Raw genomic sequence first — 25,982 nt, 5'->3', positions numbered from 1 at the left:
TCATTTCTCATTGCTCACGAAGTATTCATCGACATGAAACGGCATAAGAACTTCAATTTGTTGTTGATGCTGGTACTGCTGGTGGCCGTTGGCCAGATGGCGCAGACCATTTATATTCCGGCTATCGCCGACATGGCGGTATCGCTTAACGTCCGTGAAGGGGCGGTACAAAGCGTAATGGCGGCCTACCTCCTGACGTACGGCATTTCGCAGCTGTTCTACGGCCCGCTCTCTGACCGCGTGGGCCGCCGCCCGGTGATCCTCGTCGGGATGTCTATTTTTATGCTGGCGACGCTGGTTGCCATCACCACCCATAGCCTGCCGGTGTTGATCGCCGCCAGCGCCATGCAGGGGATGGGCACCGGCGTCGGCGGCGTGATGGCGCGCACCCTGCCGCGAGACCTGTATGAAGGCGCGCAGCTGCGTCACGCCAATAGTTTGTTAAATATGGGAATACTGGTCAGCCCGCTGATTGCGCCGCTGCTCGGCGGCATCCTTGATACCCTGTGGAACTGGCGCGCCTGCTACGCTTTCCTGCTCATACTGTGCGCTGGCGTGACGATTAGTATGGCGAAATGGATGCCGGAAACGCGCCCACAAGGCGCGCCGCGGACGAAACTACTGGCCAGCTACAAAACGCTGTTCGGTACCGGCGCCTTTAACTGTTACCTGTTGATGCTGGTGGGCGGGCTGGCCGGGATTGCGGTGTTCGAAGCCTGTTCCGGCGTGCTGATGGGCGCGGTCCTCGGCCTGAGCAGTATGGCGGTCAGTATTCTGTTTATTCTGCCGATCCCGGCGGCGTTCTTCGGCGCGTGGTTCGCTGGCCGTCCGAATAAACGCTTCTCAACGCTGATGTGGCAGTCGGTTATCTGCTGCCTGCTGGCGGGAATTATGATGTGGTTGCCGGGGCTGTTCGGCATTATGACCGTCTGGACACTGCTGGTGCCTGCGGCGCTGTTCTTCTTCGGCGCGGGTATGTTGTTCCCGCTGGCTACCAGCGGCGCGATGGAACCATTCCCGTTCCTCGCCGGTACCGCTGGCGCGCTGGTTGGCGGCCTGCAGAATATCGGCTCCGGCGTGCTGGCCTGGCTGTCGGCGATGATGCCGCAAACGGGGCAAAGCAGCCTCGGCCTGCTAATGATGTTAATGGGGCTGTTGATTCTGCTGTGCTGGCTGCCGCTGGCCTCGCGCTTTACCAGCCACCAGCAGCCTGTCTAAGCGCCGCTGGCGCTCCCCGGATAGCGGCTTACGCCTTATCCGGGCTACCCCCCCCAGCGGCTGCTTTTGCCTTATGTCAGGCTGTGCAACCATTCGATAAAGGCGTCGATTTTCGGCCACTGACGGCCCGGCAGGGTCGTCACATAGTAGTGCTGGTGACACTTCAGCGTCATGTCGCCGAACGGCGCGATAAGCTCCCCGCTTTCTAACCGCTTCTGCACCAGCCGTTTACGCCCCATCGCTACCCCGACGTGATTCATCGCCGCAATCACCGCTAAATCAGAACGATCGAAGCCGATACCCGACGATTGCGGCAATTCAATCGCAAATTGCTGCGCCCAACTGAACCACTCATCGGTACCGGAATCATTGCTCCATGCCTGGCGGTCATGGAGCAACGTGCAGTAGCGCAGGTTGCCTGGATTGTGGATTAACTGCTGCTGTTGCGCGTAATTCGGCGTACATACCGGCACGATCGCTTCATCCATCAGAAAATGATGGCTTAGCTGTGATGACGGCGCATCATCAAAATAGATCGCCAGATCGATACCCGCCCGCTGTAGATTGACGTTATCGTTGCCGGTGAGCACAGTCAGCGAGATGGACGGATAGCGGCGAGTGAAATCCCCCAGCGCCGGTACCAGCCAGCACTGCGCGATCGACGGGCGCGAGTACACCGTCAGCGTGCCGGAGAGCTCCTGATTTTTAATATCCAGAATCTCCTGGTTAAGGCTATCCAGCGAGGATTTCAACGCCCAGAATACCCGCCGCCCCTCGCGGGTCAGCTCCACCTTGCGGTGCGAACGTATAAATAGCTGAATACCCAGCTCTTCTTCCAGCTGGTTGATGCGATGGCTAACGGCGCTCGGCGTCAGCGACAGCTCTTCCGCCGCCAGTGCAAAGGACTCATGGCGAGCCGCGACTTCAAAGGTATACAGCTTTGACAATTGCCAGCCGTTCAGCAGCCGATTACCCATCTCTTTCATCACATCCATCACGATTCCCCGCCTTTTCTTTGCCGGTAAGTGTAAAAAAAACGCAGCCGGAGCGCGCCTGAAAGATGAATAAAAGTGACCCAATACACATTTAACGGTCTATTTAAGAACCAAATCACGCTTTTGCATCAATCTGGCTCACCTGAAAGGCGATTTATATCGTTTGTCAGCCTATGTCGCTTTTCTGTTCAATAACCACACGTTATTTACGGCGAGGTGGGGTATGGAATCTCAAATCTGGGTGGTATGCACGCTATTTATCAGTATCGTGTTAATCGTTTTAACGATCGTCAAACTGAAGTTTCATCCGTTTCTGGCGCTCCTGCTGGCGAGCTTTTTCGTCGGCGCGATGATGGGCATGGGGCCGCTGGATATGGTCAACGCCATTGAGAGCGGTATTGGCGGTACGCTTGGTTTCCTGGCGGCGGTGATCGGTCTCGGTACCATCCTCGGGAAGATGATGGAAGTCTCCGGCGCGGCGGAACGCATCGGCCTGGCGCTGCAGCGCTGTCGCTGGTTGTCGGCAGACGTAATTATGGTGCTGGTTGGCCTGATCTGCGGTATTACGCTGTTTGTTGAAGTCGGCGTGGTGCTGCTAATCCCGCTGGCGTTCTCCATTGCCAAAAAAACCAATACCTCGCTGCTGAAGCTGGCCATCCCCCTGTGTACCGCGCTGATGGCGGTGCATTGCGTGGTGCCGCCGCATCCGGCCGCGCTGTTCGTGGCGAATAAACTCGGCGCAGATATCGGTACGGTCATCGTCTATGGCCTGCTGGTGGGCCTGATTGCCTCGCTGGTTGGCGGCCCATTGTTCCTCAAGCTGCTCGGCAACCGCCTGCCGTTTAAACCGGTGCCAACCGAGTTTTCTAACCTTGAAGTACGCGAAGAATCGACGCTGCCCTCGCTCGGCGCTACGCTATTTACCGTGCTGCTACCGATTGGGCTGATGCTGGTGAAAACCGTCGCTGAATTGAACATGGCTAAAGGCGGCACGCTGTATATGTTGCTGGAATTTATCGGCAACCCGATCACCGCGATGTTTATTGCCGTCTTTGTCGCTTATTACATTCTTGGTATTCGTCGCCAAATGGGGATGGGCGTCCTGCTGACCCATACTGAAAACGGCTTCGGATCGATTGCTAATATTCTGCTAATTATTGGCGCGGGTGGCGCGTTCAACGCGATTTTGAAATCCAGCGGCCTGGCCGATAGCCTGGCGGTGATCCTCTCGAATCTGCATATGCATCCGATTCTGCTGGCCTGGCTGGTGGCGCTGATCCTTCACGCCGCCGTCGGTTCCGCTACCGTGGCCATGATGGGCGCCACCGCTATCGTCGCCCCGATGCTGCCGCTGTATCCCGGCGTAAGTCCGGAGATCATCGCTATTGCCATCGGTTCCGGCGCGATTGGCTGCACGATCGTAACGGATTCCCTGTTCTGGCTGGTGAAACAATACTGTGGCGCAAGCCTCAGCGAAACGTTCAAGTATTATACGACGGCGACATTTATCGCTTCTTTACTTGCACTCGCCGCCACCTTCCTGCTTTCTTTCATCATCTAAGCGAACGAGACGTAATATGAAAAACGCTGACCTGACCCAATTAACCGCGACCTTCCCGCTTGTACAGGAGCTGATCGCGCTGAAAGAAACCACCTGGTTTAACCCGGCGACGACGACGCTGGCGCAAGGTTTGCCCTATGTCGGCCTGACCGCCGCAGATGTAAAAGACGCTCACGAACGCCTGCAGCGCTTCGCGCCGTATCTGGCGGAAGCCTTTCCGGAAACGGCCGCCACCGGCGGGATTATCGAATCAGAAGTGGTTGCCATTCCGGCAATGAAACGCCGCCTCGAGCAACAATTCAATCAGCCGATTAATGGCGATCTGTTACTGAAAAAAGATAGCCACCTGCCGATTTCGGGTTCCATTAAGGCGCGCGGCGGCATTTATGAAGTGCTGGCCCATGCGGAAAAGCTGGCGCTGGAAGCCGGGCTGCTCACCATCGCGGATGATTATCGCAAATTGCTGACGCCGGAATTCAAACAGTTCTTCAGCCAGTACAGCATCGCCGTCGGTTCTACCGGCAACCTCGGTATGTCGATCGGCATCATGAGCGCGCGCATCGGTTTTAAGGTGACGGTGCATATGTCGGCGGATGCCCGCGCATGGAAAAAGGCCAAACTGCGCAGCCACGGCGTAACGGTCGTTGAGTATGAAGAAGATTACGGCGTGGCGGTCGAACAGGGGCGCAAGGCGGCGGAATCCGACCCAAACTGCTTTTTCATCGACGATGAAAACTCGCGCACGCTGTTCCTCGGCTATGCCGTGGCCGGCGAGCGCCTGAAAGCGCAGTTTGCCCAGGCAGGACGCGTGGTCGATGCCGATCACCCACTATTTGTCTATCTGCCATGCGGCGTTGGCGGCGGCCCCGGCGGCGTCGCATTCGGCCTGAAACTGGCGTTTGGCGACCACGTTCACTGTCTGTTCGCCGAACCGACCCATTCCCCATGCATGCTGCTCGGCATTTACACCGGGCTCCATGACCAGATTGCGGTGCAGGATTTAGGGATAGATAACCTGACCGCCGCCGATGGTCTGGCGGTCGGCCGCGCTTCCGGCTTCGTTGGCCGGGCGATGGAGCGCCTGCTCGACGGCCTGTATACCCTCGACGATCAAACGATGTACGACATGCTGGGCTGGCTGGCAACGGCGGAAAATATTCGCCTTGAGCCGTCCGCGCTGGCCGGTATGGCCGGGCCGCAGCGCGTCTGCGCCAGTAAAGCGTACCATCAGCTACAAGGACTGAGCGACGAACAGCTACGCCACTCCACCCACCTGGTATGGGCGACCGGCGGCGGCATGGTGCCGGAAGAAGAGATGGCGCAGTATCTGGCGAAGGGGCGTTAAATCGCCCGCAGCAGCGGCATCAGTTCGCCCGGTGACCGCTGCTGTTTACGCAGATCGCGCATGACCCGCATACAGGGCGCGCTGGCGACATAGAACTGGCGGTAGCCTTCACAGAGCGGATCGTCGTCGCCTGCGCATAATCGCCGCCACGCACAGACAAAACAGGCGCTATTGGCGGCCACCTGCCGTTGTTCGCGCAGCGGTTCGCCGCACCAGATACGCAGGGTTTCCTCAAATAACGTAATCGTTATGCGGCCAATATCTTCCCGCGCCCAGATGTGGAAAATGGCGCAAAGGAAATTTCCCCATGCATTGGCATCTTCCGCTCTGAGCTGTGGAATAAAACGAACGGCGCGCACGCCCTGTGCGCGTAGCTCCCGATAGAACTGCAGCGGTTGCTGGCAATGGTGGCGATAAACTTTCACCTCCTGCACTGCCGGTTCGTTATGAGCGAGGGAGTGGCATTCTGTCCGACATCCTGTCATGTCACATCCTTAAGAAATAAAATGATCTGCCGTAGATGCGTTACAGCAAACAATAATGACAGCGAAAGCACTGCGAGGGAGATCAAAAATTTGTCACGAACTGCTCCCGGCTGCAAAAAATCGCTCTCGCCGACATCCATTAAATGGCGGCTGCGGGTGTAGCGCCAGAGAATGATCGCCACCACTGCCAGTACGCCAATCGATATCCAGAACGCCAGCCCGGCGCTATGCCAGTTATGCTTAATCGCCAGCGCCATCAGCGCCCCGTAGCCCAATAGGGTACGAAACCACGCCAGCGAGGTGCGCTCCGGCTGTAAACCGGGATCGTTCTCCCGCCGCGCCCGGCGTTTATCCGCCATACAGCACCAGCAGCATCACCGCCGCCACGACCGCCAGCAGCAGGACGCTAATCACCAGCAGCGTACGGGTATAGGGAAGATCCTGCTTCAGGCGCATCGCCTTTTCGTTACTCAACCAGCGCAGATAGCCATACACCGCCAGCCCGCCGGCAAACAGGCACAGCAGCAGCGCCAGCACTTCGCGAATAAGCGGAGTGGCAAAATCCGGCGCCAGCTGATCGAGCCCGACGCCCGCGGCGAGAAAGCCGAGCGCCGTACGGATCCACGCCAGAAAGGTGCGTTCATTGGCCAGCGAAAAGCGGTAATCCGGCGCTTCGCCAATGCGGGAAATTTTCATCAGCAGTCCTTGTTCGTCACGCAAGCAGGCCACAGCATAGCCTAAATCACGAACAGGAGAGAAGAACCGGCACCCGATGGATGCCGGTAAAACGAGGGTTAATGCAGCTCAGGCCAGTACGCTTTATTGGCGGCAATCAGGTCATCAAGGATCGCTTTCGCCACCGAGGCGCTCGGTACGGTTTTCGATAGCGTAATCGCCTGCCACAGCTTGTGATATGAACGCTGCTCCCACGCATCCACCACCAGTTTTTCCACCGCCACCTGCTGGCTCATCATCCCTTTCTGGAAATGCGGAATATCGCCCACCGTCAACGGCTCCGGTCCGTTATGACCGACCAGACAAGGGATCTCTACCATCGCGTCGGCATCAAAGTTATGGATTGCGCCATTGTTCGGCACAATCAACAACATTCGTTCCTGAGTGTTAAAGGCGATAGCCGTCGCTAAATCGACGATATACGACGCGTGTTCATCGATCTCCAGATCGCCCGCGGAAGATTTACCGGCGGCAATAATCGCCCGGCAGGCGCTAAAGACGTTTTTCTCCCGATGATCCATTACCTCATTCGCGCGGGTACGCTCCGGGTTGGAGTGCGCGACCACGTAATCCGGGAACAGATAATATTTCAGGTAAGTATTTGGCATCGTTTGCGGATCCAGCGCCTGTACATCTTTCGCTTTGGCAAACGTATCGTTCCAGCTGGCTTCGGTGTGCGGGTCGTTCGATGGCGGTACATAGCCGTATTTCGCCACATACTCGCGCAGTTTCGGCATCAAATCGTTGCCGTCGAGATCTTCAATCGAGGTCCACCAGCCGAAGTGATTAAGGCCGTAGTAACGTACGCGCATCTGTTTGCGGTCTTTCAGCCCGACGATTTGCGCCATCCGCCCTTCAATGCCGATCGGCATATCGCAAATATTGAGAATTTTTGCATTAGGTCGCAGGCGGCGGGTGGCTTCAGCCACTATCGCCGCCGGGTTGGAGTAGTTAAGCATCCAGGCGTTTGGCGAATATTTCTCCATATAATCCACCAACTCCAGCACGCCGCCGATAGAGCGCATACCATAGGCAATCCCGCCCGGTCCGCAGGTTTCCTGACCCAACACGCCGTGGCGCAGCGGTATTTTTTCATCTTGCTCGCGCATCGGGTATTTGCCGACGCGGATGTGCGCCATCACGAAGTCGACATCGCTAAAGGCGGCCTGCGGGTCGGTGGTGTAGCTGAACTCAATCTCTGGCGCCTGTTCTTTGAGGATAATTTTACAGGCTTCGGCGATAGTCTCCTGACGCGCGCCGTCGTTGTCATAAAATTTTAGCGCCCGCAGCGGGAAACGATCGCGGTTTGCCAACAGCATTAAAACGATGCCAGGGGTAAAGGTACTGCCGCCGCCTGCGATAACAACTGAGAATTTTTTCATGATACTGCCTCCGTCATGGTGGTGTGTTCGGTCGATAAAGAATCTTTCATTAAGGTTTCCAGCTGGTCGCGAACCTGCGGGACATGCAGACCAACAATGACCTGAATGCCGTTGCCGCGGCGGACCACGCCGTGAGCGCCGAGTGCTTTAAACACCTCGTCGCTTTGCGTTTTCGCCATATCCACCAGCGCAATACGCAGTCGGGTGGCGCAGTTATTGATGCTTTCAATATTGCCGGCCCCGCCCAGCGCCTGCAGGAAGCCGGCGGCCTGACCCAGCTTGTTTTCCGCAGCTGCCGCCACGCTGGTTTTACCGCGCGCCTCCTGATAATCCGCTTTGCTGTAAAGCTTGATTTCGCTGTCTTCGCGACCCGGCGTTTTCAGGTTCAGGCGCAGAATCAGGGTGCGGAAGATGACGAAGTAGATGCCGGTAAAGCAGACGCCGATGCCTATCTGGATAAACATCATCGACGCGTGGTGATGGAACATCGGGATCCAGTTTTGCGGCAGGAACTGATCGAGCAGGCCACCGCCGAAGTTCCCCACGACGCCGCAGATATACATCACCGTCGCCATGGTGGCCGCCAGCAGCGCATGCACGGCAAATAGCAGCGGTGAGATAAACAAGAAGGTAAACTCGAGTGGCTCGGTAATGCCCACCAGCACCGCGGTCAGGGTGGCGGGGATCAGCAAACCCGCGACCTTCACCCGGTTTTGCGGCGCGGCGGTGAAGTAAAGCGCCAGCGCAATACCCACCGAACCAAAGACTTTCGAATTGCCATGCAGCGCAAAACCGCCCTCAGGGAACAGCGCTTTCAACGGTTCAACGCTCTGGCTAAATTCCTGCAGATGCTGCGCCCAGTAGACCTGGATGCCGCCTTCCACTACCGCCGGACCAAAGATAAATGGCCCATAGACAAAGTGATGCAGGCCGGTCGGGATCAAAATGCGCTCAAGAAAGATGTAAACCCACACCCCGAGCGCGCCGGCTGAGCGCAGGAAAGCCTGCAGCGACTCAATCCCCATCTGTACCTTCGGCCAGCCGAGCAGCGTTAGCCAGGCACAAGGGATCATCGCGAGAAAGGCAACTATCACCACGAACGACGATCCCTGAAAAATACCGAGGAACACCGGCAGCGGTTTATCGAAGTAACGATTGTGCAGCGCGGTGACGATGCCGGAGATAACGATGGCTCCGATAATGCTGGTATCCAGGGTTTTAATCCCGGCAATCATCGTCAGGCCGCTTCCCGCCGTGGGATCCAGGGTGAAATCAACGCCGAAGAAGTGGCCCCAGGTCATCCCCATGGCGTTGATGAAGTAGTTCCAGGTAAGAAAACTGACCAGTACCGCCAGGCAGGCCCGGCCCTGGGCCTGCTTCGCCAGGCCAATCGGCAGGCCGACGGCGAAAATCAGCGGCATATTACGAAAGACGGTCCAGCCGCCCTCTTCAATGATGTGAACAATTTGCGCGAACAGGCTATCAGGTGCGGTGAGCGCTTCGCCGACAAACATCGGATTACGCAGCATAATGGCGATACCCACCACAATCCCGGCGAATGGGAACAGCAAAACCGGGGTAAACATGGCGCCGCCAAAGCGTTGTATTTGACTGAGCATTTGAAAATCCTCATGTAACAACTCGTAGGGTAAGTGGCCTTTTTTTGTTCTTTACCGGCCTGCTTCGAGCATAGGAATTCGCCCCGTCGGCAACATGCTGCGCCGCTGCGATTCGTGATCGCATTCATGGTTTTAATTCGGTCAATGTTGTCTACTTTTTGCGTAAAACATAGACACGATGAATTGAGGTGACGAAATCAACGTCAGCAATAGTTTTTAATTTATTGTTTTTTATAATTTTATAATTCACGTCAGCTAACTATCGCTGATTCATCAATGACGAATAGAGGTCTACTGGTGATCTACAAATCTATTGCTGACAAACTGCGTTTACGGCTCAACTCTTCCGATTTCAACATTGGCAGCCCGTTACCGGGCGAGAAAAAACTGGCGCAGGAGTTCGGCGTGGCGCGCATGACGATTCGCAAAGCCATTGACCTGCTGGTGGAAAGTGGATTAGTGGTGCGCCGCCGCGGCTCCGGCACCTATGTCGCGCGCAAAGATGTACACCATGAGACCAGCAACCTGACCGGGCTGGCGGAAGTTCTGCGCCAGCAGGGTAAAGAAGTGGTGAGTCAGGTGTTGATATTCGAAGTGATGCCCGCGCCGCCGGCTATCGCCAGTCAGCTGCGAATTAAAATTGATGAACGGATCTATTTCTCACGCCGGGTGCGCTACGTCGATGGTAAACCGCTAATGCTGGAGGACAGTTATATGCCGGTTAAACTGTTCCGCCATCTGTCGTTGGGTCATCTGGAGGGGTCGAAGTTCGACTATATCGAGAAAGAATGCGGTATTACCATCAGCGGCAACTATGAAACCCTCACCCCGGTACTGGCGGATAAACAGTTGGCCCGCTCAATGAACGTGCCGGAACAGACGCCGCTGCTGCGCATTACCTCGCTTTCCTACAGCGATAGCGGCGAGTTTCTTAACTATTCCGTGATGTTCCGCAACGCCAGCGAGTATCAGGTGGATTATCACCTGCGCCGGGTCCAGGCACAGAGCCCGCTAACTCAGCCCCCAGAACAGCACGGCCAGTAGCTGAGGGGTGATTATCCGCAGGAACATCACCAGCGGATAAACCGTGGCGTAGGAGAGCGCCGCCGCGCCGCTGGTGGCATGCAGGTTGTTGGCGAAGGCCAGCGCCGGCGGGTCGGTCATTGAGCCCGCCAGCATGCCGCAGAGGGTCAGATAGTTCATCTTCGCCAGCATCCGCGCCAGTATGCCTACCGTCAGAAGCGGGATAGCGGTGATGAAAATACCGTAGGCGATCCAGCTGAGCCCCTCGCCGTGGAGCAGGGTGTCGACAAAATCGCCGCCGGATTTCAGCCCCACCACCGCCAGAAACAGCACAATACCGAGTTCGCGCAGCGCCAGGTTGGCGCTCGGCGGCATAAACCAGTACAACTTGCCGATGCTGCCGATACGCCCGAGGATCAGCGCCATAATCAGCGGCCCGCCGGCCAGCCCCAGTTTCAACGCCGCCGGGAAACCAGGGATAAACAGCGGAATAGACCCCAGCAGCACTCCGAGACCAATGCCGATAAACACCGGTAGCATCTGCACCTGTTGCAGCTTTTGCTGCGCGTTGCCGAGTTCATTGGCCACCGCGTCAATGGCCTGTGGACGCCCAACTAAGTTAAGAATGTCGCCAAACTGCAGGCTGGCATGGCTGCTGGCCACCAGCTCCACCCCGGCGCGATTAAGCCGCGAGATCACGACGTCATAGCGTTGTTTAAAGTGCAGATCGCGGATTTTCTTCCCTAATACCTTCTCGTTAGTGACCACCACGCGTTCCACTTTGAGATCGGTTCCGCGCGTTGAGAGCGAAGTCGCCACCTCTTTACCAATCACCAGCTGCGCATTGTGTAAATCCTCCGGCCGCCCGACCAGGTGCAGCAGATCGCCATGCTGGATAAGCGTACCCGGCGCCGGCACCATCAATAGCTCATCGCGCTTCAACCGCGAGCAGATAATTTTGTCGCTGTTGAGCATTGGCACATCCTGAATCGCCATATTATTCAGGTTCGGGTTCTCCACCCGCACGTTAATGGTATGCAGATGAGCGTGCCCGTTACCGCTGCTCTCATCAAACTGCTGCGCCTCTTTTTCCACATTAATGCGAAAGAACAGCCGCACCAGCCACATGGTCAGCAAAATGCCGCAGATACCAAACGGGTAGGCCATCGCGTAGCTCATCCCCATCTGATCGACGACATCAAACGGCAGGCCAAGATCGCGCAGGATTTGCTGCCCGGCGCCAAGCGCGGGGGTGTTAGTGACCGCCCCAGAGAAGATGCCGAGAACGACCGGAAGCGGAATATTGAACAGTTTATGCAGGATCGCCGTCACCAGCCCGCCAAGTACGACGATAAGGATCGCGAACAGATTGAGCTTAAGTCCGGAGACGCGTAACGAGGCAAAAAAGCCCGGCCCGACCTGAATACCGATGGTATAAACGAAGAGAATAAGGCCAAATTCCTGGATGAAATGCAGCATCGGGCTGCTCAGCGTAATCCCTGCCTGATCCACGAAGTGGCCCACGATAATGCCGCCAAACAGCACGCCGCCGATACCAAATCCAACGCCGCGGATTTTGACATTACCGATCCACAATCCCACCACCGCAACCAGCGCCAACACGCTGACGGTCAATGCTATATCACTCATACTATTTTCCCTGTGAATAACATTATTATTAACAGGGATTATGACTGAAGGCGGGAATACTGTATGTAGTCCCGCGCACAAAAAAGCCCCGAGTTATCGGGGCTTGAAAGCGATATTGCTTAATTAACTATTCAGCGCCGGGCGCTCGCTAATGGCGATACGCTGCGGGGCGGCGACTTCCGGCTCGTGGCGGGTTAAGTCGATATGCAATAAGCCATTGGTAAAGGTGGCGCCGGAGACTTCCATATTGTCCGCGAGGGTGAAACTCAGGCTGAAGGCCTGATTCACCAGCCCCTGATGCAGCCATTTGGTCTCTTTTTCAGCGGCCTGCGGCGTGCCTTTAACGGTCAGACGCGTACCTTCCAGCTGAATATCCAAATCCTCCTGACGGAACCCGGCTACCGCGAGGGTAATGCGGTAATGGTTATCGTCGCTTTTTTCGATGTTATAGGGCGGGAAGGTTTGGCTTTCACCGGCGGTTTGCAGGGCGTTAGCCAGTTTGTCAAAACCGATCCATTGACGCAGCAGTGGGGATAAATCGTAGTTACGCATAGTGTTTTCTCCTTCTGAGAAGCGAGTAGGTACCTGCGAATTCAGCGAATTCGCATTTGCTCCCTGACGGCGAGCAAGTTGTATATTCAGGCCGCCGCGCGGCCTGAAGAGGACGATTAGTTAATTTCGATACGGCGCGGTTTGTTCGCTTCCGGAATCACACGTTCCAGATCGATATACAGCAGGCCGTTGACCAGGTTCGCGCCGCGAATATGAATGTTATCGGCGAGCTGGAATTTACGCTCGAAGTTGCGCTCCGCGATACCCTGGTACAGGTAGGTGCGCTCTTTCTGCTCGGCGGCATGGGAGCCTTTCACCACCAGAAGATTGTCTTGCGCGGTTATCTCTAATTCGCTTTCCGCAAAACCGGCGACGGCAATCGCGATGCGGTAATTGTTTTCATCTACTAATTCAACGTTATACGGAGGGTAGCCGCCGTTGCCCTGGCTTTGATTATTTTCTAACAGGTTGAACAGACGGTCGAAACCAATAGCAGAACGATAAAGCGGGGAGAGATCGAAATTACGCATAGTAAATAGCTCCTGAAATCAGCGAGAATTCAATGGCTTTCCATCATGGACAAGCCGTTATGACCCGGAATACCCCTCAGGCGTATCCTCATTGGGTGACACTACTAAAATGGGTGTGCCCCGACGCTTTTCAAGGCCTTTTCGGCCAAATTTTTTTGCAGTTTGCTGGCGAATGCTTAGACTGGTTGCAAAGCACAAAAGGCAAAGTGCGATACTCGCCACAGTGCAGTGCAATAACGCTAGGCATTCACGGGACGGCTCGTTATAACCGAAGTAACCCCGATAAAATGACGGAAGAGTGATGAAAAGCGGATTGTTAAAGCTGGTCCTGTTCAGCGGGATGATTAGTTTGGGCGGTTGCTCCAGCGTGATGTCGCATACCGGCGGCAAGGAAGGAACCTACCCAGGCACGCGCTCCAGCGCCCATACGCTGGGCGATGACGACACTAACTGGGGCGTGAAATCGCTGGTGGCCCTCGATATGCCGTTCACCGCGGTCATGGACACGCTACTGCTGCCGTGGGATTTATTCCGCACCGATAGCTCGGTCAAATCGCGCGTCGAGAAAAGCGAGCAGGAGACGCTGGCGACCAACTCCGTCATCCCGCCAGCGCCAATGCCTTCGCGCTAAGTTAGCGCTGCGTTTCGGTTATCCACAACTGGCGATAACCGTCGACGTCTTCCATCCACGCCAGGTATTTGCCATCCGGTGAAAATACGACGGCATCCGCGGACGGCGGATTTTCGCGATCGGTCGTCAAATAACTTACCGCGCCGCTGCGGGCATCGCAGAGCGCGATTTTGTTTTCCACCACACATCCCAGCCACGCGCCCGACGGATGCCAGTTAAATGCTGACTGGATGCCCGTTACCGTATGTGTCAGCTGGCGCGGCTCGCCGCCCGCAGGCGGGATAAGCCACAGCTGTACAACGCCTGCGTCATCACGCATCAGAAAGGCGATCTCGGTGGCCTGCGGATTGGCGCGTACCCAATGGCGCGGTACATTCACCAGCCCCGGATAGCGGCGCTGGTGGGTAAAGGTCAAGCGGCGCTGGTTAATGCCTGCCGGCGGCACGGGCAGCGTCGTTGCGGTACCGGCCAGCGGCATATCGCCCTGCCGCTTCCAGCCCGCCTCATCCCGCGGCAGCGTCACCATAAACAGTTCAGGCACTTTGTCGCCGTTTTCCGCCAACGTATCGCCAATGAACGCCAGGGCATGATTACCCACCCATCCCTCTTCATAGGCGCGATTGATCTCATCGCTGCCCGGTAATGGGTTCGCCGTGGTACGGCTCACCAGCACGCACCAGTGGCTGCCGGCATATTCACGGGGATGCGTGCCCTGCGGGCTCACCGGGCCATAGGGCGCGGCCACGCCAACGTTGCGCAGATCCAGCGCCGGATCGTACTCGTGCAGTACGTGGTCGTTATAGGTGAAGCTAACAAACTGGCCGTCAGGGCTGAAGACATGAACATGGCTGCCGCCGCGCAGCGCGCCGGGGGTATAAGGCGCGGTAATATCCAGCGCATCAAGATTGCGGGTTTCACCCTGCCAGCTCACCACCCCGCGGCGGTGATGAAAATCGTAATGCCAGTTGGCATCCGGGTGTTCAGGGCCGTGAATAAAAACGTATTTATCTTGCGTCGGGTGTACGGTGACCACGCCAACGCAGGCGCCGTCAGCGGCGCGATAGAGCGTCTCAACGGCGCCGCTATGGATATTCACCCGCTCAATGGTCTCGCCGGTGAAAGAGGCCCCCGACGGGCGGACGTCGAAAACCAGCCACTGGCTGTCCGGGGTCCAGGTATTGATATTGGTAAGCTGATGGTGACGGGGAGCAAAAGTGACTTGTTTCATGACGATACCCTGATGCGAGACTTACGCATCAGGGTAGCGTATCGCCAAAATTTAGCCTACACGTTTCACATCGCCGACCAGCAGGATATAAGACAGCGCGCCTATCAGCGCCACCACGGAGATATAAACCAGCGCCGGGCCAAAGCCGTAATCCTGCGCCAGATAGCCAATCACCAGCGGTACGGTGATACCGCCCAGTCCGCCAACAAAGTTAAACACCCCGCCGGTCAGGCCGATCAGGCGCATCGGCGCCAGGGAGGAGACCAGCGACCAGGTGATAGACGCAAAACCGTTGCCGAAGAATGCCAGCGCCATCAGCGCCATGATCCACACGGGGTCGTTGGTATAGTTTGCCCCCATGATGCAGGTGGAGATCAGCAGCCCGCAGATAATCGGCGTTTTGCGCGCTACGCCCAGCGAGTAACCTTTTTTCACCAGCTTATCCGCCAGCCAGCCGGAGAGCAGGACGCCAAAAAACGCGGCGAGGAAGGGCACTGTGGTCATAAAGCCGGCCTTCAGCGCGGTGATGCCTTTTTCCTGGGTTAAGTAGTTCGGGAACCAGGTCAGGAAGAACCACAGCGTAGAGGTAACCGCGAACTGCCCAAGGTAAACGCCAACCAGCTTACGGTGAAAGACGAGCTTCCAGTCCGCTTTCGATAATGGTTGACGCGCCTCTTTCTTCAGCGGCGCATCGCCATCCACCAGGCCGCCGCCGTCGCGGATATAGTCGAGTTCGGCTTTGCTGATGCTTTTAGTCAGGCGCGGCGGTTGATAAACCTTAAACCAGATTAACGACCAGATAATGCCGATCCCGCCGGTAACGATAAATACCCAATGCCAGCTTAATAGCTCCTGGATCCAGATCAGTAGCGGCGTGAGGAAGGCCAGGCCAACAAACTGCCCCGAGGTATAAAACCCGACGGCAGAGGCGCGTTCGTGCTCCGGGAACCAGCTGGTCACCATGCGGTTATTGGTCGGGAAGGCTGGCGCTTCGAAGATGCCGGTAATGGCGCGTAAACCAATCAGCGACATTAAGCCGGTGGCGAAGCCTTGTAACAACGTCGCCACGGACCAGCCAAATATAGCGATAAAGTAGGTAAGCCGGGATCCCACGCGGTCAAGGAACCAACCGCCAGGGATCTGGCAGAGGGTATACAGCCAGGCAAAGGCGGAAAATACGTAGCCCATTTCCGCTTTGCTAATACCAAACTCCTCCTGAATATGCGCCGAGGCGACGGCGAGGTTGGCGCGGTCAACATAACAAATAACCACGGTAATAAAGATCATGATGAGCGTCAGATAACGGCGACGCCCGGTTTTTACAGCGGTAACTGAAATATCCATCGCAATCTGTCTCCAGATTTTGGGCATAGCGAAGCCGCTCACCATGCCCGGTAATTTACAGAGGGTGTTTTTGTTTTTTATTTTTTACTTACGAATGCTCTAAATAGTTCACGTCGCAGGAAGGCGGCAAGATTGCAAATCCCCAGGAGCTTACATTAGTAAGTGACTGGGGTGCGCAATCGCAGCCAACGCACCTGTGGCGTGAAATATGAAGAGCATTTACCATTCGGCGACAGATCCATCCTCATACCGCCACAACGGATTTCGCCAGTCCGGCGCATTTTTACTTAACTCAATCACGCGGGCCTCATCAATTTCCACGCCCAGCCCCGGCTTCATCAGAGGTTTAAAGAAGCCGCCTTCCATATTGAAATCTTCTTTATTTTTCACAAAATCAAGCAGTTCGGCGCCTTTGTTGTAGTGGATCCCCATGCTCTGCTCCTGGAAGACCGCGTTATGTGAAACGAAATCGACGTGCAGACAAGCCGCCAGCGCGATCGGCCCCAGCGGGCAGTGCGGCGCCAGCCCAACGTCATAGGCTTCCGCCATTCCGGCAATTTTATAGCATTCGGTAATACCGCCTGCGTGCGACAAATCGGGCTGTAAAATAGCCACCCCGCCCGCTTCCAGTACCCGTTTAAATTCAAAGCGCGAGAACATACGTTCGCCGGCGGCAATTGGAATATGCGTTTGCGCCGCCAGCCGCGGATAATATTCCGCCTGCTCGGCTAATACCGGTTCCTCAATAAATAATGGGCGATATGGCTCCAGCTCTTTAATTAATACCTTAGCCATCGGCGCGCTAACGCGGCCATGAAAATCGAGACCAAACTCAATTTCATTGCCAAACGCTTCGCGGATTTGCGCTACGGTATTCACCGCCGCGTCAACCGCGCGGGAATTATCGATGAGCCCCATCTCTTCGCAGCCGTTTAATTTAAAGGTGTCGAAACCAATGCCGCGCAGCTTCTTAATCCCGTCAATTACTTCGGCGGGGCGGTCGCCGCCCACCCAGCTGTAGGCTTTAATTTTGTCACGCACCAGCCCGCCCATCAGTTGCCAGACCGGGGCATTCAGAACCTTACCTTTAATATCCCATAGCGCCTGGTCAATACCGGCGATGGCGCTCATCATAATCGGGCCGCCGCGATAAAAGCCGCCGCGGTACATCACCTGCCACAGGTCGTTAATCCGCGCCGGATCCTGGCCAATCAGGTAGTCGCCAAATTCATGAACGGCCGCCTCCACCGTGCGGGCGCGCCCTTCAATCACCGGTTCGCCCCAGCCGACAATGCCTTCATCGGTTTCAATCTTCAGGAACATCCAACGCGGAGGTAAACGGTACGTGGTGATATTGGTTATTTTCATTTCACTGCCTCTCGATACGCTTTTACGAATGCGGCTGCCTGTTGCGCGGTACGTTCAACCGGCTGGCCAGCGCGATAGAGATCGCTACCCAGCCCAGCCCCCACACAACCGGCATTAATCCACTGCGCCAGGTTTTCCGGCGTCACGCCGCCAACGGCAAAGACCGGAACCTCAGGCGGCAGCACGGCTTTCAACGCTTTGATGTAATCCGGTCCAAAAGCCGATGACGGGAAGATTTTCAGCGCCTGCGCGCCGGCATCCAAGGCGCTGAAGGCTTCGCTGGCGGTGGCGCAGCCTGGACACACGGTCATGCCGTAACCCACCGCTCGCCGGATCACTTCCGGTTGAATGTTTGGCGTCACAATCAGCCGACAGCCCATGGCCGCCAGCCTGTCGACCTGCTCCGGTTGCAGCACGGTGCCCGCGCCGATAAGCGCCTGCTCGCCGTAAGCGTCGACGACCTGCGGAATACTTTTCTCCCACTGCGGCGAGTTCAGCGGGATTTCGACTGCGTCGAAACCGGCGTCGATAACGGCGCCAACGTGAGCCAGCGCCTCGTCTGGCGTAACGCCGCGCAGGATAGCGATAAGCGGAAGGTTAGTTTGCCACTGCATAAGCGATGCTCCTTATTCCTGTCTGAAATGCCGTATCGCCCGCAACCGCGGTGACTTCGCGGCCAATGGCGGCGAATGCCTGCTGATAGCGGGACGTTAACGATGATCCGGCGACGAGGCCGATCGCCTGCTGTCCGGCGAACGTGTCGCTGAGGGTGGCAACTTCAGCGCCAATCAGCAGGCCGGAAAGAAATTCGCTAACCTGCTCGCGAGGCAGCGCGCCCAGCACGTGCGAAGCGCGAACTTCAAACAGCTGCGGCAAGACGGCGGGGTTGTTGATACCGCGCTGCAGACCGGCCGCGAATGCGTCGGTGGACGTCTCCTGCGGCGGTAAGCCGGCGCCCACCAGCGAGTGCTGAAGCAACAGATGATGCAACTCACCGGTCAAAACGGTACGAAAATCGTGAATTTGCAGGCGATCGGCCAGTACCCATTTGCAGTGGGTTCCCGGCATCACGTAGACAGATGAAGGGGCTAAGGCGCGTGCGCCCAGCAGTTGCGTTTCTTCTCCGCGCATGACGTTATGGTTATCGTCACGGGAAACGCAAAGACCGGGAATTATCCAGATATTATCGCCAACGGCAGTTAACTGCTGGCCAATGTCCGAGAAAGCGGCAGGAAGCGGCAAATAGGGGGCGATTTTCCAGCCCACGTTGCTGCCGACCATCCCTGCCATCACCACCGGTGTGGCGCCATCGCGCCAGTGTTGGGTAATTTCCGCTAACACCGCAGCGGGAGAGCGACCGTTCAGGCGCGTTACGCCTGCTTCAGATTGCCTGCTTTCCAGGCATTCTTCGCCGTGATAAAGCCAGGCGCGTAAATTCGTCGATCCCCAATCTATTGCGATGTAGCGAGCCGTCATGTGATTTCCTTGAGCCTTCGTGTCGAGCTGGCGATCATCGTCAACGCCGCCTGCTCCGCCGCGTCGCTATCCTGATGCCGAATGGCGTCAAATAGCGCTTTATGTTCCTGGAGGGTTTTCGGCATGTTGCCTTCATCGCCCATCCAGGTCCGTTCAAATACCGCCCGCTGCAGCGAACTGATCGCCACGCTAAGCTGCTGCAAAACCGGGTTATGTACTGACTGCAGCACCGCTTCGTGGTAACGAATATCGGCCTCGTTAAAGGCATCCCGGTTTTGGTTGTTGGCGATCATGTCATTGAGCGCCGACTCGATTTCCGCCAGATCGCTCGAGGTGGCGCGCTCTGCCGCCCAGCGGGCAATGGCGGGCTCGACCAGGTTGCGCACTTCACTCATCGCGCTGATAAGACGCGGGTCATAATCATTTTCCAGTACCCACTGCAGTACCTCGGTATCGAGGTAGTTCCACTGGTTTCTCGGAGCGACAAACGCGCCTCGGTAACGCTTCATTTCGATCAGCCGCTTCGCCATTAGCGAGCGAAATACTTCGCGGATGATGTTGCGCGAAGTTTCAAACTCTTCACACAGTTCCGCTTCGGCCGGTAGCGCTGAACCCGGTACGTACTTACCGCTGACAATCTGTTTGCCCAGCGTGATCACGATGCGATCGGTCTTATTGAGAGTCATGGAGAGTCCTTATGCTCTATGTGTACTGCTCTACTTTACCGTCGCTGCTGAATTTCGCCTCACTTTTGTACTACTAGCGTGATGTCAGGCATCGTCGCCACGAGCTCAATGTAGTACAACATTATTGTGTTGTACTACAATTTAGATCACAAAAAGAACAATCCATAAAAATAAAAATGTCTGTGGCCACGCCAGATGGCGCCGTCAAAGCTGGAAAGGAGGATAAAAAAGAGTTAGAACGCTTCGCCGACCTGGAAGTAAAAGCCGCTGCTGCCCTTGCCGACACCGTAGTCGAGGCGAATATTAACGCGAGGTTTGAATTCAAAGCGGTAGCCGACGCCTGCCGAAGGTAGCCAGCGTCCGTCATTCAGGGAATCAATAGATGGCCCCATGGTGCCCGCGCCGACCCAGGCAACAACGCCGTGTCGCCACGTCAACTGACGACGATATTCCAGCTGAGAGCTGACCACGTTTTTATCGCGGTAGCGCCCCTGGTAGTAGCCGCGCATACGTTCATCGCTGCCGAGCAGCGGCATCATGCTCCACGGCACATCGCCCTGGGTGAAGGTACCATCCGCTTCCCAGGCCAGCACGCTTTTATCACTCAGGGCCTGATAGCGGCTATAGTGCAGGCGAAATTCATCAAAACGCGTGTCGCTGCCGAGTCCCGGCGCATAGTGGGTATAGCGAAAATCGGCGTATTGGCCCTTGCGTGGGTTGGGGACAAAATCGCGATCGTCCCAGTTGATATCAATACTGGCGCCGGAACTGAATACCGACGGCCCCTGCGGGGTGTTTTCTATTTTCGGCAGATCGTCATGGTCCATCTCATCGGCATTTTGCGCCGCCAGCGACCACCCCGCCCCCAGATAAACATTATCGATGAGCTGCCGGTAGAGCATCGGGCGCAATGTCAGCACCTGGGCGGTATATTTTTCTTTCTCATTGTCTTTGTCGCCGGCGTGAAAACCTTGTCCCCAGTAGTAAGTCGGTGTGTTGGCCATCGAGCCTTCAACAAATACCCGCCACAAATCGTTGTCGAAAAAAGCATAGTTTTTAACGCTGAGGCCAAATGCGCCGGTGGAGCTAACGTAGCCGCTAAGCGTCAGCGTGGAGTTCTGGCTGATGGTGTCACTTGGGTCCGGGCGATACATGCCAACGACCGCCGTGCCCAGCCCAAGCCCCAGCTCCGGCGTATAAAATGGCCCCGGCATGACGCCCCAGTCGATGCCTTTGCTGGCGTCAAACTTGTCGCTGGCGCCAAGGTTTTGCAACCAGCCGTCGATTTTTTCGCGGCTGAGCGCCTGCGCCTGCGCCTGCGCCTGCGCCTGCCCAATAACAAGGCATGTTAGCAACAGCAGGATAGGGTTAAACAGTCGGCTCAAAAGCGATACTCGCCGGCGATAAAGAAGCTGTTACGTTCGGCAAAACCAAACTCCGTGGTGATATTAAAGTTCCGGGTCATCTCATACTGCGCGCCTACCAGCACGTTCCACGGCGACTGCAGATGCTGTTTCACATCAAAGCGACCGTTGCCGTTCTTGTTGGCAAGATTGACCATGTTTTGCAGCATCGTCGACGGCATCGACAGATCGTTCAGGCTGCCCTTAAATTCCTGCTGCACATCCTGATACATACTGCCTACCCAGACATTCAGCTTCCCGTTCGGCAGATGCAGCGCATCTACCGACGGCGTATTGAAACGATAGCCCAAACGCGGCGAAAAGGTAAAAGCATCAATGCTGCCGTCGAGAATATCAAAACGCGTCTGTGTATAGTTGGCATCTAATACCGTGAACCAGTTGCCGACGCCGCCCACCAGCGTGGTACCGACGCCGTAGGTAGTGCCTTTAAAATCAAGACGAAAATCAAGATCCTGCATACCTGGCATAGGTACTACTTTACCATTCGGCCCTTTCAGACCGACGGCGATTTGCGAGATAGAATGGCCTTTAGTATGTCCAACCAGGCCATAGACGTTCATAAACGGCAGCAGCCAGGCATCCAGCTTAAGGGTCTCGGTTTTACTGCTTTCCCGCGTATTACCGACGCCAATCTGGAAGGCGTTATCCAGTGAAAAATTACCTAACGATAAGCCGGTAAAATTAATGCTATCGACATTAATATTTTGCCGCATATCCATATAGTTAACGCCGACGCCAAACGGCAGCGGCAGGACGTAGCCGTGTTTTCTGGCTTCATCACCTAAAAAGGGCAATACCGATGTCGATTCCGGCGCCGCGGCCTGACTATTGTCAGGCGCGGGCAGATCCGCCGGTTCGCTATCGTGCCAGGCGTATACGGGTTCAAGTTGGGTTGTTGGTTCTGCGGCCGCGCAGACCTGAAGAGAGGAGAAAGGCAGCGCAACCAACATCAAAAAGTGATTTTTATTCATAGGAAATATGATGTTAGTTATTAACGTATTGTTAAAAGGGGGCTGGTAGCTTATAGAATCCCCTGCGCTGATTAAGGGATTTAAATGCGGATTAACATCTATTCATGAAAAAAGAGAAGACAGACCCGGAGAATTCCGGGCCTGAGATTGATGACAAACCTCATGCAACCGTTGCACTTACAGATTGCACCAGACAAAAAACATGGAAAATCAATTTATTGATTTTCGGCTGATAACCACAAAGAAGGAAAAACCACGCTTTTTCCTTCTTTGTCAGCAGTCTGAGGCCCGGAGAATTCCGGGCCCGGAATGCGCTTAGGCTAAAACGTATTTTTCAATGGCGAAGGCAACGCCATCTTCAAGGTTCGATTTAGTGACGAAATTCGCCGCTTCTTTAACGGTCGGGATGGCGTTATCCATCGCCACGCCGACGCCGGCAAATTCAATCATCGCAATATCGTTTTCCTGATCGCCAATCGCCATAATTTCTTCCGGCTTAATACCCAGCGTATCGGCCAGCGACTTCACGCCGGTGCCTTTATTGACGCGTTTATCGAGGATTTCGAGGAAGTACGGCGCGCTTTTCAGCACGGTATACTTCTCTTTCACTTCAGCCGGAATACGGGCGATGGCCCGATCGAGAACGGCAGGCTCATCGATCATCATCACCTTCAGCAGCTGAATATTACGGTCCATCTTTTCTGCTTCGCAGAATACCAGCGGAATGGTCGCCACGTAGGATTCATGCACCGTGTAGTAGCTGATATCGCGGTTCGCGGTATAAAGCGTATTACGATCGAGCGCATGGAAATGCGAGCCAACGTCGCGAGAGAGTTGCTCAAGGAAGCGATAATCATCGTAGCTTAACGCCGTTTGCGCCACGGTGCTGCCGTCGCTGGCTTTCTGAACCAGCGCACCGTTATAGGTGATGCAGTAGTCGCCCGGCTGTTCCATGTGCAACTCTTTCAGGTAGCTATGAACACCAGCGTAAGGGCGGCCAGTCGTCAGCACCACGTTAACGCCGCGGGCGCGCGCTGCCGCGATGGCGGTTTTCACCGCCGGAGAAATGGTATGGTCCGGCAGCAACAGCGTGCCGTCCATATCAATTGCAATCAGTTTAATAGCCATGGGATCCCCGGGTAAGATGAGTCTTCACTCATGCTAACGCGATTCCGCTCAAAAAACAGCTCTCGCAACGGGAGAAAACGAGGATGGATTGCGTGGGAGGATTCCTCTTTTACCGCAAAAGAAAAACCCGGCAGCGCAACGCGTACCGGGTTTAGCAAAGCCGTGGCCCCGGTAGACATTATGTCGCCGGGGAAATACAGGCTTAGATATCGATGTTCGCCGCTTTCAGGGCGTTCTCTTCGATAAAGGCGCGACGCGGTTCAACGGCATCGCCCATCAGGGTGGTGAACAGCTGGTCGGCGGCAATCGCATCCTTCACGGTGACGCGCAGCATGCGGCGGCTGTCCGGATCCATGGTGGTTTCCCACAGCTGATCCGGGTTCATCTCGCCCAGACCTTTATAACGCTGGATAGAGAGGCCGCGACGCGACTCTTTAACCAGCCAGTCGAGCGCCTGTTCGAAGCTGGCTACCGGCTGGCGGCGCTCGCCGCGTTCGATGAACGCGTCGTCTTCGATAAGCCCACGCAGCTTCTCGCCGAGGGTGCAGATGCGGCGATATTCCGCGCCGGTGATGAACTCGTTATCCAACGGGTAGTCAGTATCGACGCCGTGAGTACGCACGCGCACGATAGGCTCGAACTGCTGCAGCTCGCTGTTTTCACGAATATCAAACTTCCACTGGCTGCCGTGCTGCTCTTTTTCGTTCAGCTCGCTGATCAGCTGGTTAATCCAGCGGGTGACGGTCTGCTCGTTGCTCAGATCGGCTTCGGCCAGCGTCGGCTGATAGATAAGCTCTTTGAGCATCGCTTTCGGGAAACGGCGCTCCATGCGGCCAATCATTTTCTGCGTCGCGTTGTACTCGGCCACCAGTTTTTCCAGTGACTCGCCGGCTAAGGCCGGTGCGCTGGCGTTGGTGTGCAGGGTCGCGCCGTCGAGTGCGATGGAGATCTGGTACTGATCCATCGCTTCGTCGTCTTTAATGTACTGTTCCTGCTTGCCTTTCTTCACTTTGTACAGCGGCGGCTGAGCAATGTAAACGTGGCCGCGTTCCACGATTTCCGGCATCTGACGATAGAAGAAGGTCAACAGCAGGGTACGAATGTGCGAGCCGTCGACGTCCGCATCGGTCATGATGATGATGCTGTGATAACGCAGTTTATCCGGGTTGTACTCATCGCGGCCGATGCCGCAGCCCAGCGCGGTAATCAGCGTGGCCACTTCCTGAGAAGAGAGCATTTTATCGAAGCGGGCTTTCTCGACGTTAAGGATTTTACCCTTCAGCGGCAGGATAGCCTGATTCTTACGGTTACGGCCCTGTTTCGCAGAGCCGCCCGCGGAGTCCCCTTCCACGAGGTACAGTTCAGACAGCGCCGGGTCGCGTTCCTGGCAATCCGCCAGTTTGCCCGGCAGGCCTGCCAGGTCCAGCGCGCCTTTACGACGGGTCATTTCACGGGCGCGACGCGCGGCTTCACGCGCACGCGCGGCATCGATAATTTTGCCGACCACGATTTTCGCATCGGACGGGTTTTCCAGCAGGTATTCGCTCAGCAGTTCGTTCATCTGCTGTTCAACCGCCGATTTCACCTCGGAGGAGACCAGCTTGTCTTTGGTCTGAGAGGAGAACTTCGGATCCGGCACCTTCACGGAAACCACGGCAATCAGGCCTTCACGCGCATCGTCGCCGGTAGCGCTGACTTTCGCCTTTTTGCTGTAGCCTTCTTTATCCATGTAGGCGTTCAGGGTACGGGTCATCGCCGCGCGGAAGCCCGCCAGGTGAGTACCGCCGTCGCGCTGCGGAATGTTGTTGGTAAAGCAGTAGATGTTTTCCTGGAAACCATCGTTCCACTGCAGCGCCACTTCAACGCCAATACCGTCTTTTTCGGTGGAGAAATAGAAGATATTCGGGTGGATCGGCGTTTTGTTCTTGTTGAGATACTCAACAAACGCCTTGATGCCGCCTTCGTAGTGGAAATGGTCTTCTTTGCCGTCGCGCTTATCGCGCAGGCGGATAGAGACCCCGGAGTTGAGGAACGACAGCTCGCGCAGACGTTTCGCCAGGATTTCGTATTCGAATTCAGTGACGTTGGTAAAGGTTTCCAGGCTTGGCCAGAAACGCACCATGGTACCGGTGCTTTCGGTTTCACCGGTTACCGCCAGCGGCGCCTGCGGCACACCGTGCTCATAAATTTGTTTGTGAACTTTGTTATCGCGTTGGATAACCAGCTCCAGCTTCTGCGACAGGGCGTTAACCACCGAGACGCCTACGCCGTGCAGACCGCCGGACACTTTATAGGAGTTATCATCGAATTTACCGCCGGCGTGCAGGACGGTCATGATAACTTCCGCCGCGGAGACGCCCTCTTCCGGGTGAATGCCGGTTGGGATGCCGCGACCGTCATCCTGTACGGAGACGGAGTTATCGCTGTGGATAGTAACAACGATGTCTTTACAGTAACCTGCGAGCGCTTCGTCGATAGCGTTATCCACAACCTCGAATACCATGTGGTGCAGACCGGTGCCGTCATCCGTGTCGCCGATATACATACCCGGGCGCTTACGCACCGCATCCAGCCCTTTCAGGACTTTGATACTGGAGGAGTCATAAGAATTCGACATCAACGTTTCTCGCT

24 protein-coding genes and 1 other annotated feature are annotated in these 25,982 nt (G+C 56.0%); of the genes, 5 read left to right on the top strand and 19 right to left on the bottom strand.

The window, feature by feature from the left end; all coding sequences use genetic code 11:
* The first annotated feature begins 33 nt into the window (after positions 1-33).
* Positions 34-1,218: a multidrug efflux MFS transporter EmrD gene (emrD, locus tag AC2CGP_RS07375; RefSeq protein ID WP_015369059.1), complete on the top strand. Its 1,185-nt coding sequence runs from the start codon at positions 34-36 to the stop codon at positions 1,216-1,218.
* A 71-nt stretch (positions 1,219-1,289) separates the two neighbouring features.
* Here the strand turns inward: emrD and dsdC are convergent, their stop codons facing one another.
* A complete protein-coding gene (gene dsdC / locus AC2CGP_RS07370; RefSeq protein WP_032715348.1) occupies positions 1,290-2,213 on the bottom strand; it encodes a DNA-binding transcriptional regulator DsdC in 924 nt (307 codons plus the stop codon).
* 223 nt (positions 2,214-2,436) lie between these two features.
* On the opposite strand from dsdC, the gene dsdX reads away from it, so the two are divergent.
* Together dsdX and dsdA are read left to right on the top strand one after the other, a co-directional pair.
* Positions 2,437-3,774 carry a D-serine transporter DsdX gene (gene dsdX / locus AC2CGP_RS07365; RefSeq protein WP_015369057.1) on the top strand — a complete coding sequence of 446 codons (1,338 nt, stop codon included), beginning with the start codon at positions 2,437-2,439 and terminating at the stop codon, positions 3,772-3,774.
* 16 nt (positions 3,775-3,790) lie between these two features.
* Complete coding sequence (gene dsdA, locus AC2CGP_RS07360; RefSeq protein WP_047077104.1) at positions 3,791-5,119, top strand: D-serine ammonia-lyase; 1,329 nt, start codon at positions 3,791-3,793, stop codon at positions 5,117-5,119.
* Here dsdA and AC2CGP_RS07355 read toward each other — a convergent pair.
* The 5 genes from AC2CGP_RS07355 to AC2CGP_RS07335 form a co-directional block, all read right to left on the bottom strand.
* Entirely contained in the window at positions 5,116-5,604 is a 489-nt protein-coding gene (locus AC2CGP_RS07355) for a radical SAM protein (protein WP_063443605.1), read from the bottom strand. The two genes, dsdA and AC2CGP_RS07355, sit on opposite strands and share 4 nt — an antisense overlap.
* Positions 5,601-5,963 (bottom strand): DUF202 domain-containing protein, encoded by a 363-nt coding sequence (locus tag AC2CGP_RS07350; RefSeq protein WP_020077629.1) that lies wholly within the window; start codon positions 5,961-5,963, stop codon positions 5,601-5,603. The genes AC2CGP_RS07355 and AC2CGP_RS07350 overlap by 4 nt, the downstream gene beginning before the upstream one ends.
* The gene (locus AC2CGP_RS07345; protein WP_015369053.1) at positions 5,953-6,300 is read right to left on the bottom strand and encodes a YidH family protein; all 348 of its coding nucleotides are present in this window, start codon (positions 6,298-6,300) and stop codon (positions 5,953-5,955) included. Before AC2CGP_RS07345 ends, AC2CGP_RS07350 begins: the two co-directional genes overlap by 11 nt.
* A 98-nt stretch (positions 6,301-6,398) precedes the next feature.
* Entirely contained in the window at positions 6,399-7,721 is a 1,323-nt protein-coding gene (locus AC2CGP_RS07340) for a 6-phospho-alpha-glucosidase (RefSeq protein WP_020077628.1), read from the bottom strand.
* On the bottom strand, positions 7,718-9,340 hold the full coding sequence (locus AC2CGP_RS07335) for an alpha-glucoside-specific PTS transporter subunit IIBC (protein WP_020077627.1): 1,623 nt from the start codon (positions 9,338-9,340) through the stop codon (positions 7,718-7,720). The genes AC2CGP_RS07340 and AC2CGP_RS07335 overlap by 4 nt, the downstream gene beginning before the upstream one ends.
* 297 nt (positions 9,341-9,637) lie before the next feature.
* Here AC2CGP_RS07335 and AC2CGP_RS07330 point away from each other — a divergent pair, with 297 nt between their 5' ends.
* Positions 9,638-10,384, top strand: a complete 747-nt coding sequence (locus AC2CGP_RS07330; protein WP_026612191.1) for a GntR family transcriptional regulator — start codon at positions 9,638-9,640, stop codon at positions 10,382-10,384.
* Here AC2CGP_RS07330 and AC2CGP_RS07325 read toward each other — a convergent pair.
* The 3 genes from AC2CGP_RS07325 to ibpA all read right to left on the bottom strand — a co-directional run bounded on the left by AC2CGP_RS07325 (position 10,352) and on the right by ibpA (position 13,095).
* Positions 10,352-12,013 carry a putative transporter gene (locus AC2CGP_RS07325; RefSeq protein WP_032713024.1) on the bottom strand — a complete coding sequence of 554 codons (1,662 nt, stop codon included), beginning with the start codon at positions 12,011-12,013 and terminating at the stop codon, positions 10,352-10,354. The genes AC2CGP_RS07330 and AC2CGP_RS07325 overlap by 33 nt on opposite strands.
* A 123-nt stretch (positions 12,014-12,136) precedes the next feature.
* Positions 12,137-12,565, bottom strand: a complete 429-nt coding sequence (ibpB, locus tag AC2CGP_RS07320) for a small heat shock chaperone IbpB (RefSeq protein WP_015369047.1) — start codon at positions 12,563-12,565, stop codon at positions 12,137-12,139.
* Positions 12,566-12,681: 116 nt separating this feature from the next.
* A complete protein-coding gene (gene ibpA / locus AC2CGP_RS07315; protein WP_015703892.1) occupies positions 12,682-13,095 on the bottom strand; it encodes a small heat shock chaperone IbpA in 414 nt (137 codons plus the stop codon).
* Positions 13,089-13,163, bottom strand: a sequence feature (ROSE (Repression Of Heat Shock gene Expression) occurs in the 5'-region of heat shock genes and acts as an RNA thermometer to modulate expression.). (Overlaps the previous gene by 7 nt.)
* Positions 13,164-13,396: 233 nt before the next feature.
* On the opposite strand from ibpA, the gene AC2CGP_RS07310 reads away from it, so the two are divergent.
* Positions 13,397-13,726 carry a YceK/YidQ family lipoprotein gene (locus AC2CGP_RS07310; RefSeq protein WP_015369045.1) on the top strand — a complete coding sequence of 110 codons (330 nt, stop codon included), beginning with the start codon at positions 13,397-13,399 and terminating at the stop codon, positions 13,724-13,726.
* Position 13,727: 1 nt separating this feature from the next.
* Here AC2CGP_RS07310 and AC2CGP_RS07305 read toward each other — a convergent pair whose 3' ends face one another.
* From AC2CGP_RS07305 to gyrB, 10 genes are all read right to left on the bottom strand, one after another.
* Positions 13,728-14,954, bottom strand: coding sequence for a YidR family protein (locus AC2CGP_RS07305; RefSeq protein WP_370611416.1), 1,227 nt, complete (start codon positions 14,952-14,954; stop codon positions 13,728-13,730).
* A gap of 51 nt (positions 14,955-15,005) precedes the next feature.
* The gene (locus AC2CGP_RS07300; RefSeq protein WP_032706561.1) at positions 15,006-16,343 is read right to left on the bottom strand and encodes an MFS transporter; all 1,338 of its coding nucleotides are present in this window, start codon (positions 16,341-16,343) and stop codon (positions 15,006-15,008) included.
* 174 nt (positions 16,344-16,517) lie between these two features.
* On the bottom strand, positions 16,518-17,666 hold the full coding sequence (dgoD, locus tag AC2CGP_RS07295) for a galactonate dehydratase (protein ID WP_016946147.1): 1,149 nt from the start codon (positions 17,664-17,666) through the stop codon (positions 16,518-16,520).
* Positions 17,663-18,280, bottom strand: coding sequence for a 2-dehydro-3-deoxy-6-phosphogalactonate aldolase (locus AC2CGP_RS07290; protein ID WP_047080118.1), 618 nt, complete (start codon positions 18,278-18,280; stop codon positions 17,663-17,665). The genes dgoD and AC2CGP_RS07290 overlap by 4 nt, the downstream gene beginning before the upstream one ends.
* A complete protein-coding gene (locus tag AC2CGP_RS07285) occupies positions 18,264-19,142 on the bottom strand; it encodes a 2-dehydro-3-deoxygalactonokinase (protein ID WP_260841999.1) in 879 nt (292 codons plus the stop codon). Before AC2CGP_RS07285 ends, AC2CGP_RS07290 begins: the two co-directional genes overlap by 17 nt.
* Positions 19,139-19,828: a D-galactonate utilization transcriptional regulator DgoR gene (gene dgoR, locus AC2CGP_RS07280; protein WP_015369039.1), complete on the bottom strand. Its 690-nt coding sequence runs from the start codon at positions 19,826-19,828 to the stop codon at positions 19,139-19,141. Before dgoR ends, AC2CGP_RS07285 begins: the two co-directional genes overlap by 4 nt.
* A gap of 233 nt (positions 19,829-20,061) precedes the next feature.
* Positions 20,062-21,213, bottom strand: coding sequence for a BamA/TamA family outer membrane protein (locus AC2CGP_RS07275; protein ID WP_484502317.1), 1,152 nt, complete (start codon positions 21,211-21,213; stop codon positions 20,062-20,064).
* Positions 21,210-22,223, bottom strand: a complete 1,014-nt coding sequence (locus tag AC2CGP_RS07270) for a hypothetical protein (RefSeq protein ID WP_072251479.1) — start codon at positions 22,221-22,223, stop codon at positions 21,210-21,212. Before AC2CGP_RS07270 ends, AC2CGP_RS07275 begins: the two co-directional genes overlap by 4 nt.
* Positions 22,224-22,538: 315 nt before the next feature.
* On the bottom strand, positions 22,539-23,351 hold the full coding sequence (yidA, locus tag AC2CGP_RS07265) for a sugar-phosphatase (RefSeq protein ID WP_015369035.1): 813 nt from the start codon (positions 23,349-23,351) through the stop codon (positions 22,539-22,541).
* 202 nt (positions 23,352-23,553) lie between these two features.
* Complete coding sequence (gene gyrB / locus AC2CGP_RS07260; RefSeq protein WP_032706564.1) at positions 23,554-25,968, bottom strand: DNA topoisomerase (ATP-hydrolyzing) subunit B; 2,415 nt, start codon at positions 25,966-25,968, stop codon at positions 23,554-23,556.
* Positions 25,969-25,982: the final 14 nt, after the last annotated feature.

The sequence above is a fragment of the Klebsiella sp. SYXHC3 genome (assembly GCF_057196925.1).
Note: the sequence above shows the minus strand (reverse complement) of the source record. Positions and strands in the feature narration are given on the sequence as shown.

Bases quoted from the DNA above. Each gene is read 5' to 3' on its own strand.
- dgoD (WP_016946147.1), bottom strand. From the start codon at position 17,666: ATGAAAATAACCAATATCACCACGTACCGTTTACCTCCGCGTTGGATG.
- AC2CGP_RS07350 (WP_020077629.1), bottom strand. From the start codon at position 5,963: ATGGCGGATAAACGCCGGGCGCGGCGGGAGAACGATCCCGGTTTACAG.
- emrD (WP_015369059.1), top strand. From the start codon at position 34: ATGAAACGGCATAAGAACTTCAATTTGTTGTTGATGCTGGTACTGCTG.
- AC2CGP_RS07305 (WP_370611416.1), bottom strand. From the start codon at position 14,954: ATGAAACAAGTCACTTTTGCTCCCCGTCACCATCAGCTTACCAATATC.
- gyrB (WP_032706564.1), bottom strand. From the start codon at position 25,968: ATGTCGAATTCTTATGACTCCTCCAGTATCAAAGTCCTGAAAGGGCTG.
- AC2CGP_RS07310 (WP_015369045.1), top strand. From the start codon at position 13,397: ATGAAAAGCGGATTGTTAAAGCTGGTCCTGTTCAGCGGGATGATTAGT.
- AC2CGP_RS07345 (WP_015369053.1), bottom strand. From the start codon at position 6,300: ATGAAAATTTCCCGCATTGGCGAAGCGCCGGATTACCGCTTTTCGCTG.
- ibpA (WP_015703892.1), bottom strand. From the start codon at position 13,095: ATGCGTAATTTCGATCTCTCCCCGCTTTATCGTTCTGCTATTGGTTTC.
- AC2CGP_RS07325 (WP_032713024.1), bottom strand. From the start codon at position 12,013: ATGAGTGATATAGCATTGACCGTCAGCGTGTTGGCGCTGGTTGCGGTG.
- AC2CGP_RS07335 (WP_020077627.1), bottom strand. From the start codon at position 9,340: ATGCTCAGTCAAATACAACGCTTTGGCGGCGCCATGTTTACCCCGGTT.
- dsdX (WP_015369057.1), top strand. From the start codon at position 2,437: ATGGAATCTCAAATCTGGGTGGTATGCACGCTATTTATCAGTATCGTG.
- ibpB (WP_015369047.1), bottom strand. From the start codon at position 12,565: ATGCGTAACTACGATTTATCCCCACTGCTGCGTCAATGGATCGGTTTT.
- AC2CGP_RS07270 (WP_072251479.1), bottom strand. From the start codon at position 22,223: ATGAATAAAAATCACTTTTTGATGTTGGTTGCGCTGCCTTTCTCCTCT.
- dsdC (WP_032715348.1), bottom strand. From the start codon at position 2,213: ATGGATGTGATGAAAGAGATGGGTAATCGGCTGCTGAACGGCTGGCAA.
- dsdA (WP_047077104.1), top strand. From the start codon at position 3,791: ATGAAAAACGCTGACCTGACCCAATTAACCGCGACCTTCCCGCTTGTA.
- AC2CGP_RS07290 (WP_047080118.1), bottom strand. From the start codon at position 18,280: ATGCAGTGGCAAACTAACCTTCCGCTTATCGCTATCCTGCGCGGCGTT.
- AC2CGP_RS07300 (WP_032706561.1), bottom strand. From the start codon at position 16,343: ATGGTGAGCGGCTTCGCTATGCCCAAAATCTGGAGACAGATTGCGATG.
- dgoR (WP_015369039.1), bottom strand. From the start codon at position 19,828: ATGACTCTCAATAAGACCGATCGCATCGTGATCACGCTGGGCAAACAG.
- AC2CGP_RS07355 (WP_063443605.1), bottom strand. From the start codon at position 5,604: ATGACAGGATGTCGGACAGAATGCCACTCCCTCGCTCATAACGAACCG.
- AC2CGP_RS07340 (WP_020077628.1), bottom strand. From the start codon at position 7,721: ATGAAAAAATTCTCAGTTGTTATCGCAGGCGGCGGCAGTACCTTTACC.
- yidA (WP_015369035.1), bottom strand. From the start codon at position 23,351: ATGGCTATTAAACTGATTGCAATTGATATGGACGGCACGCTGTTGCTG.
- AC2CGP_RS07285 (WP_260841999.1), bottom strand. From the start codon at position 19,142: ATGACGGCTCGCTACATCGCAATAGATTGGGGATCGACGAATTTACGC.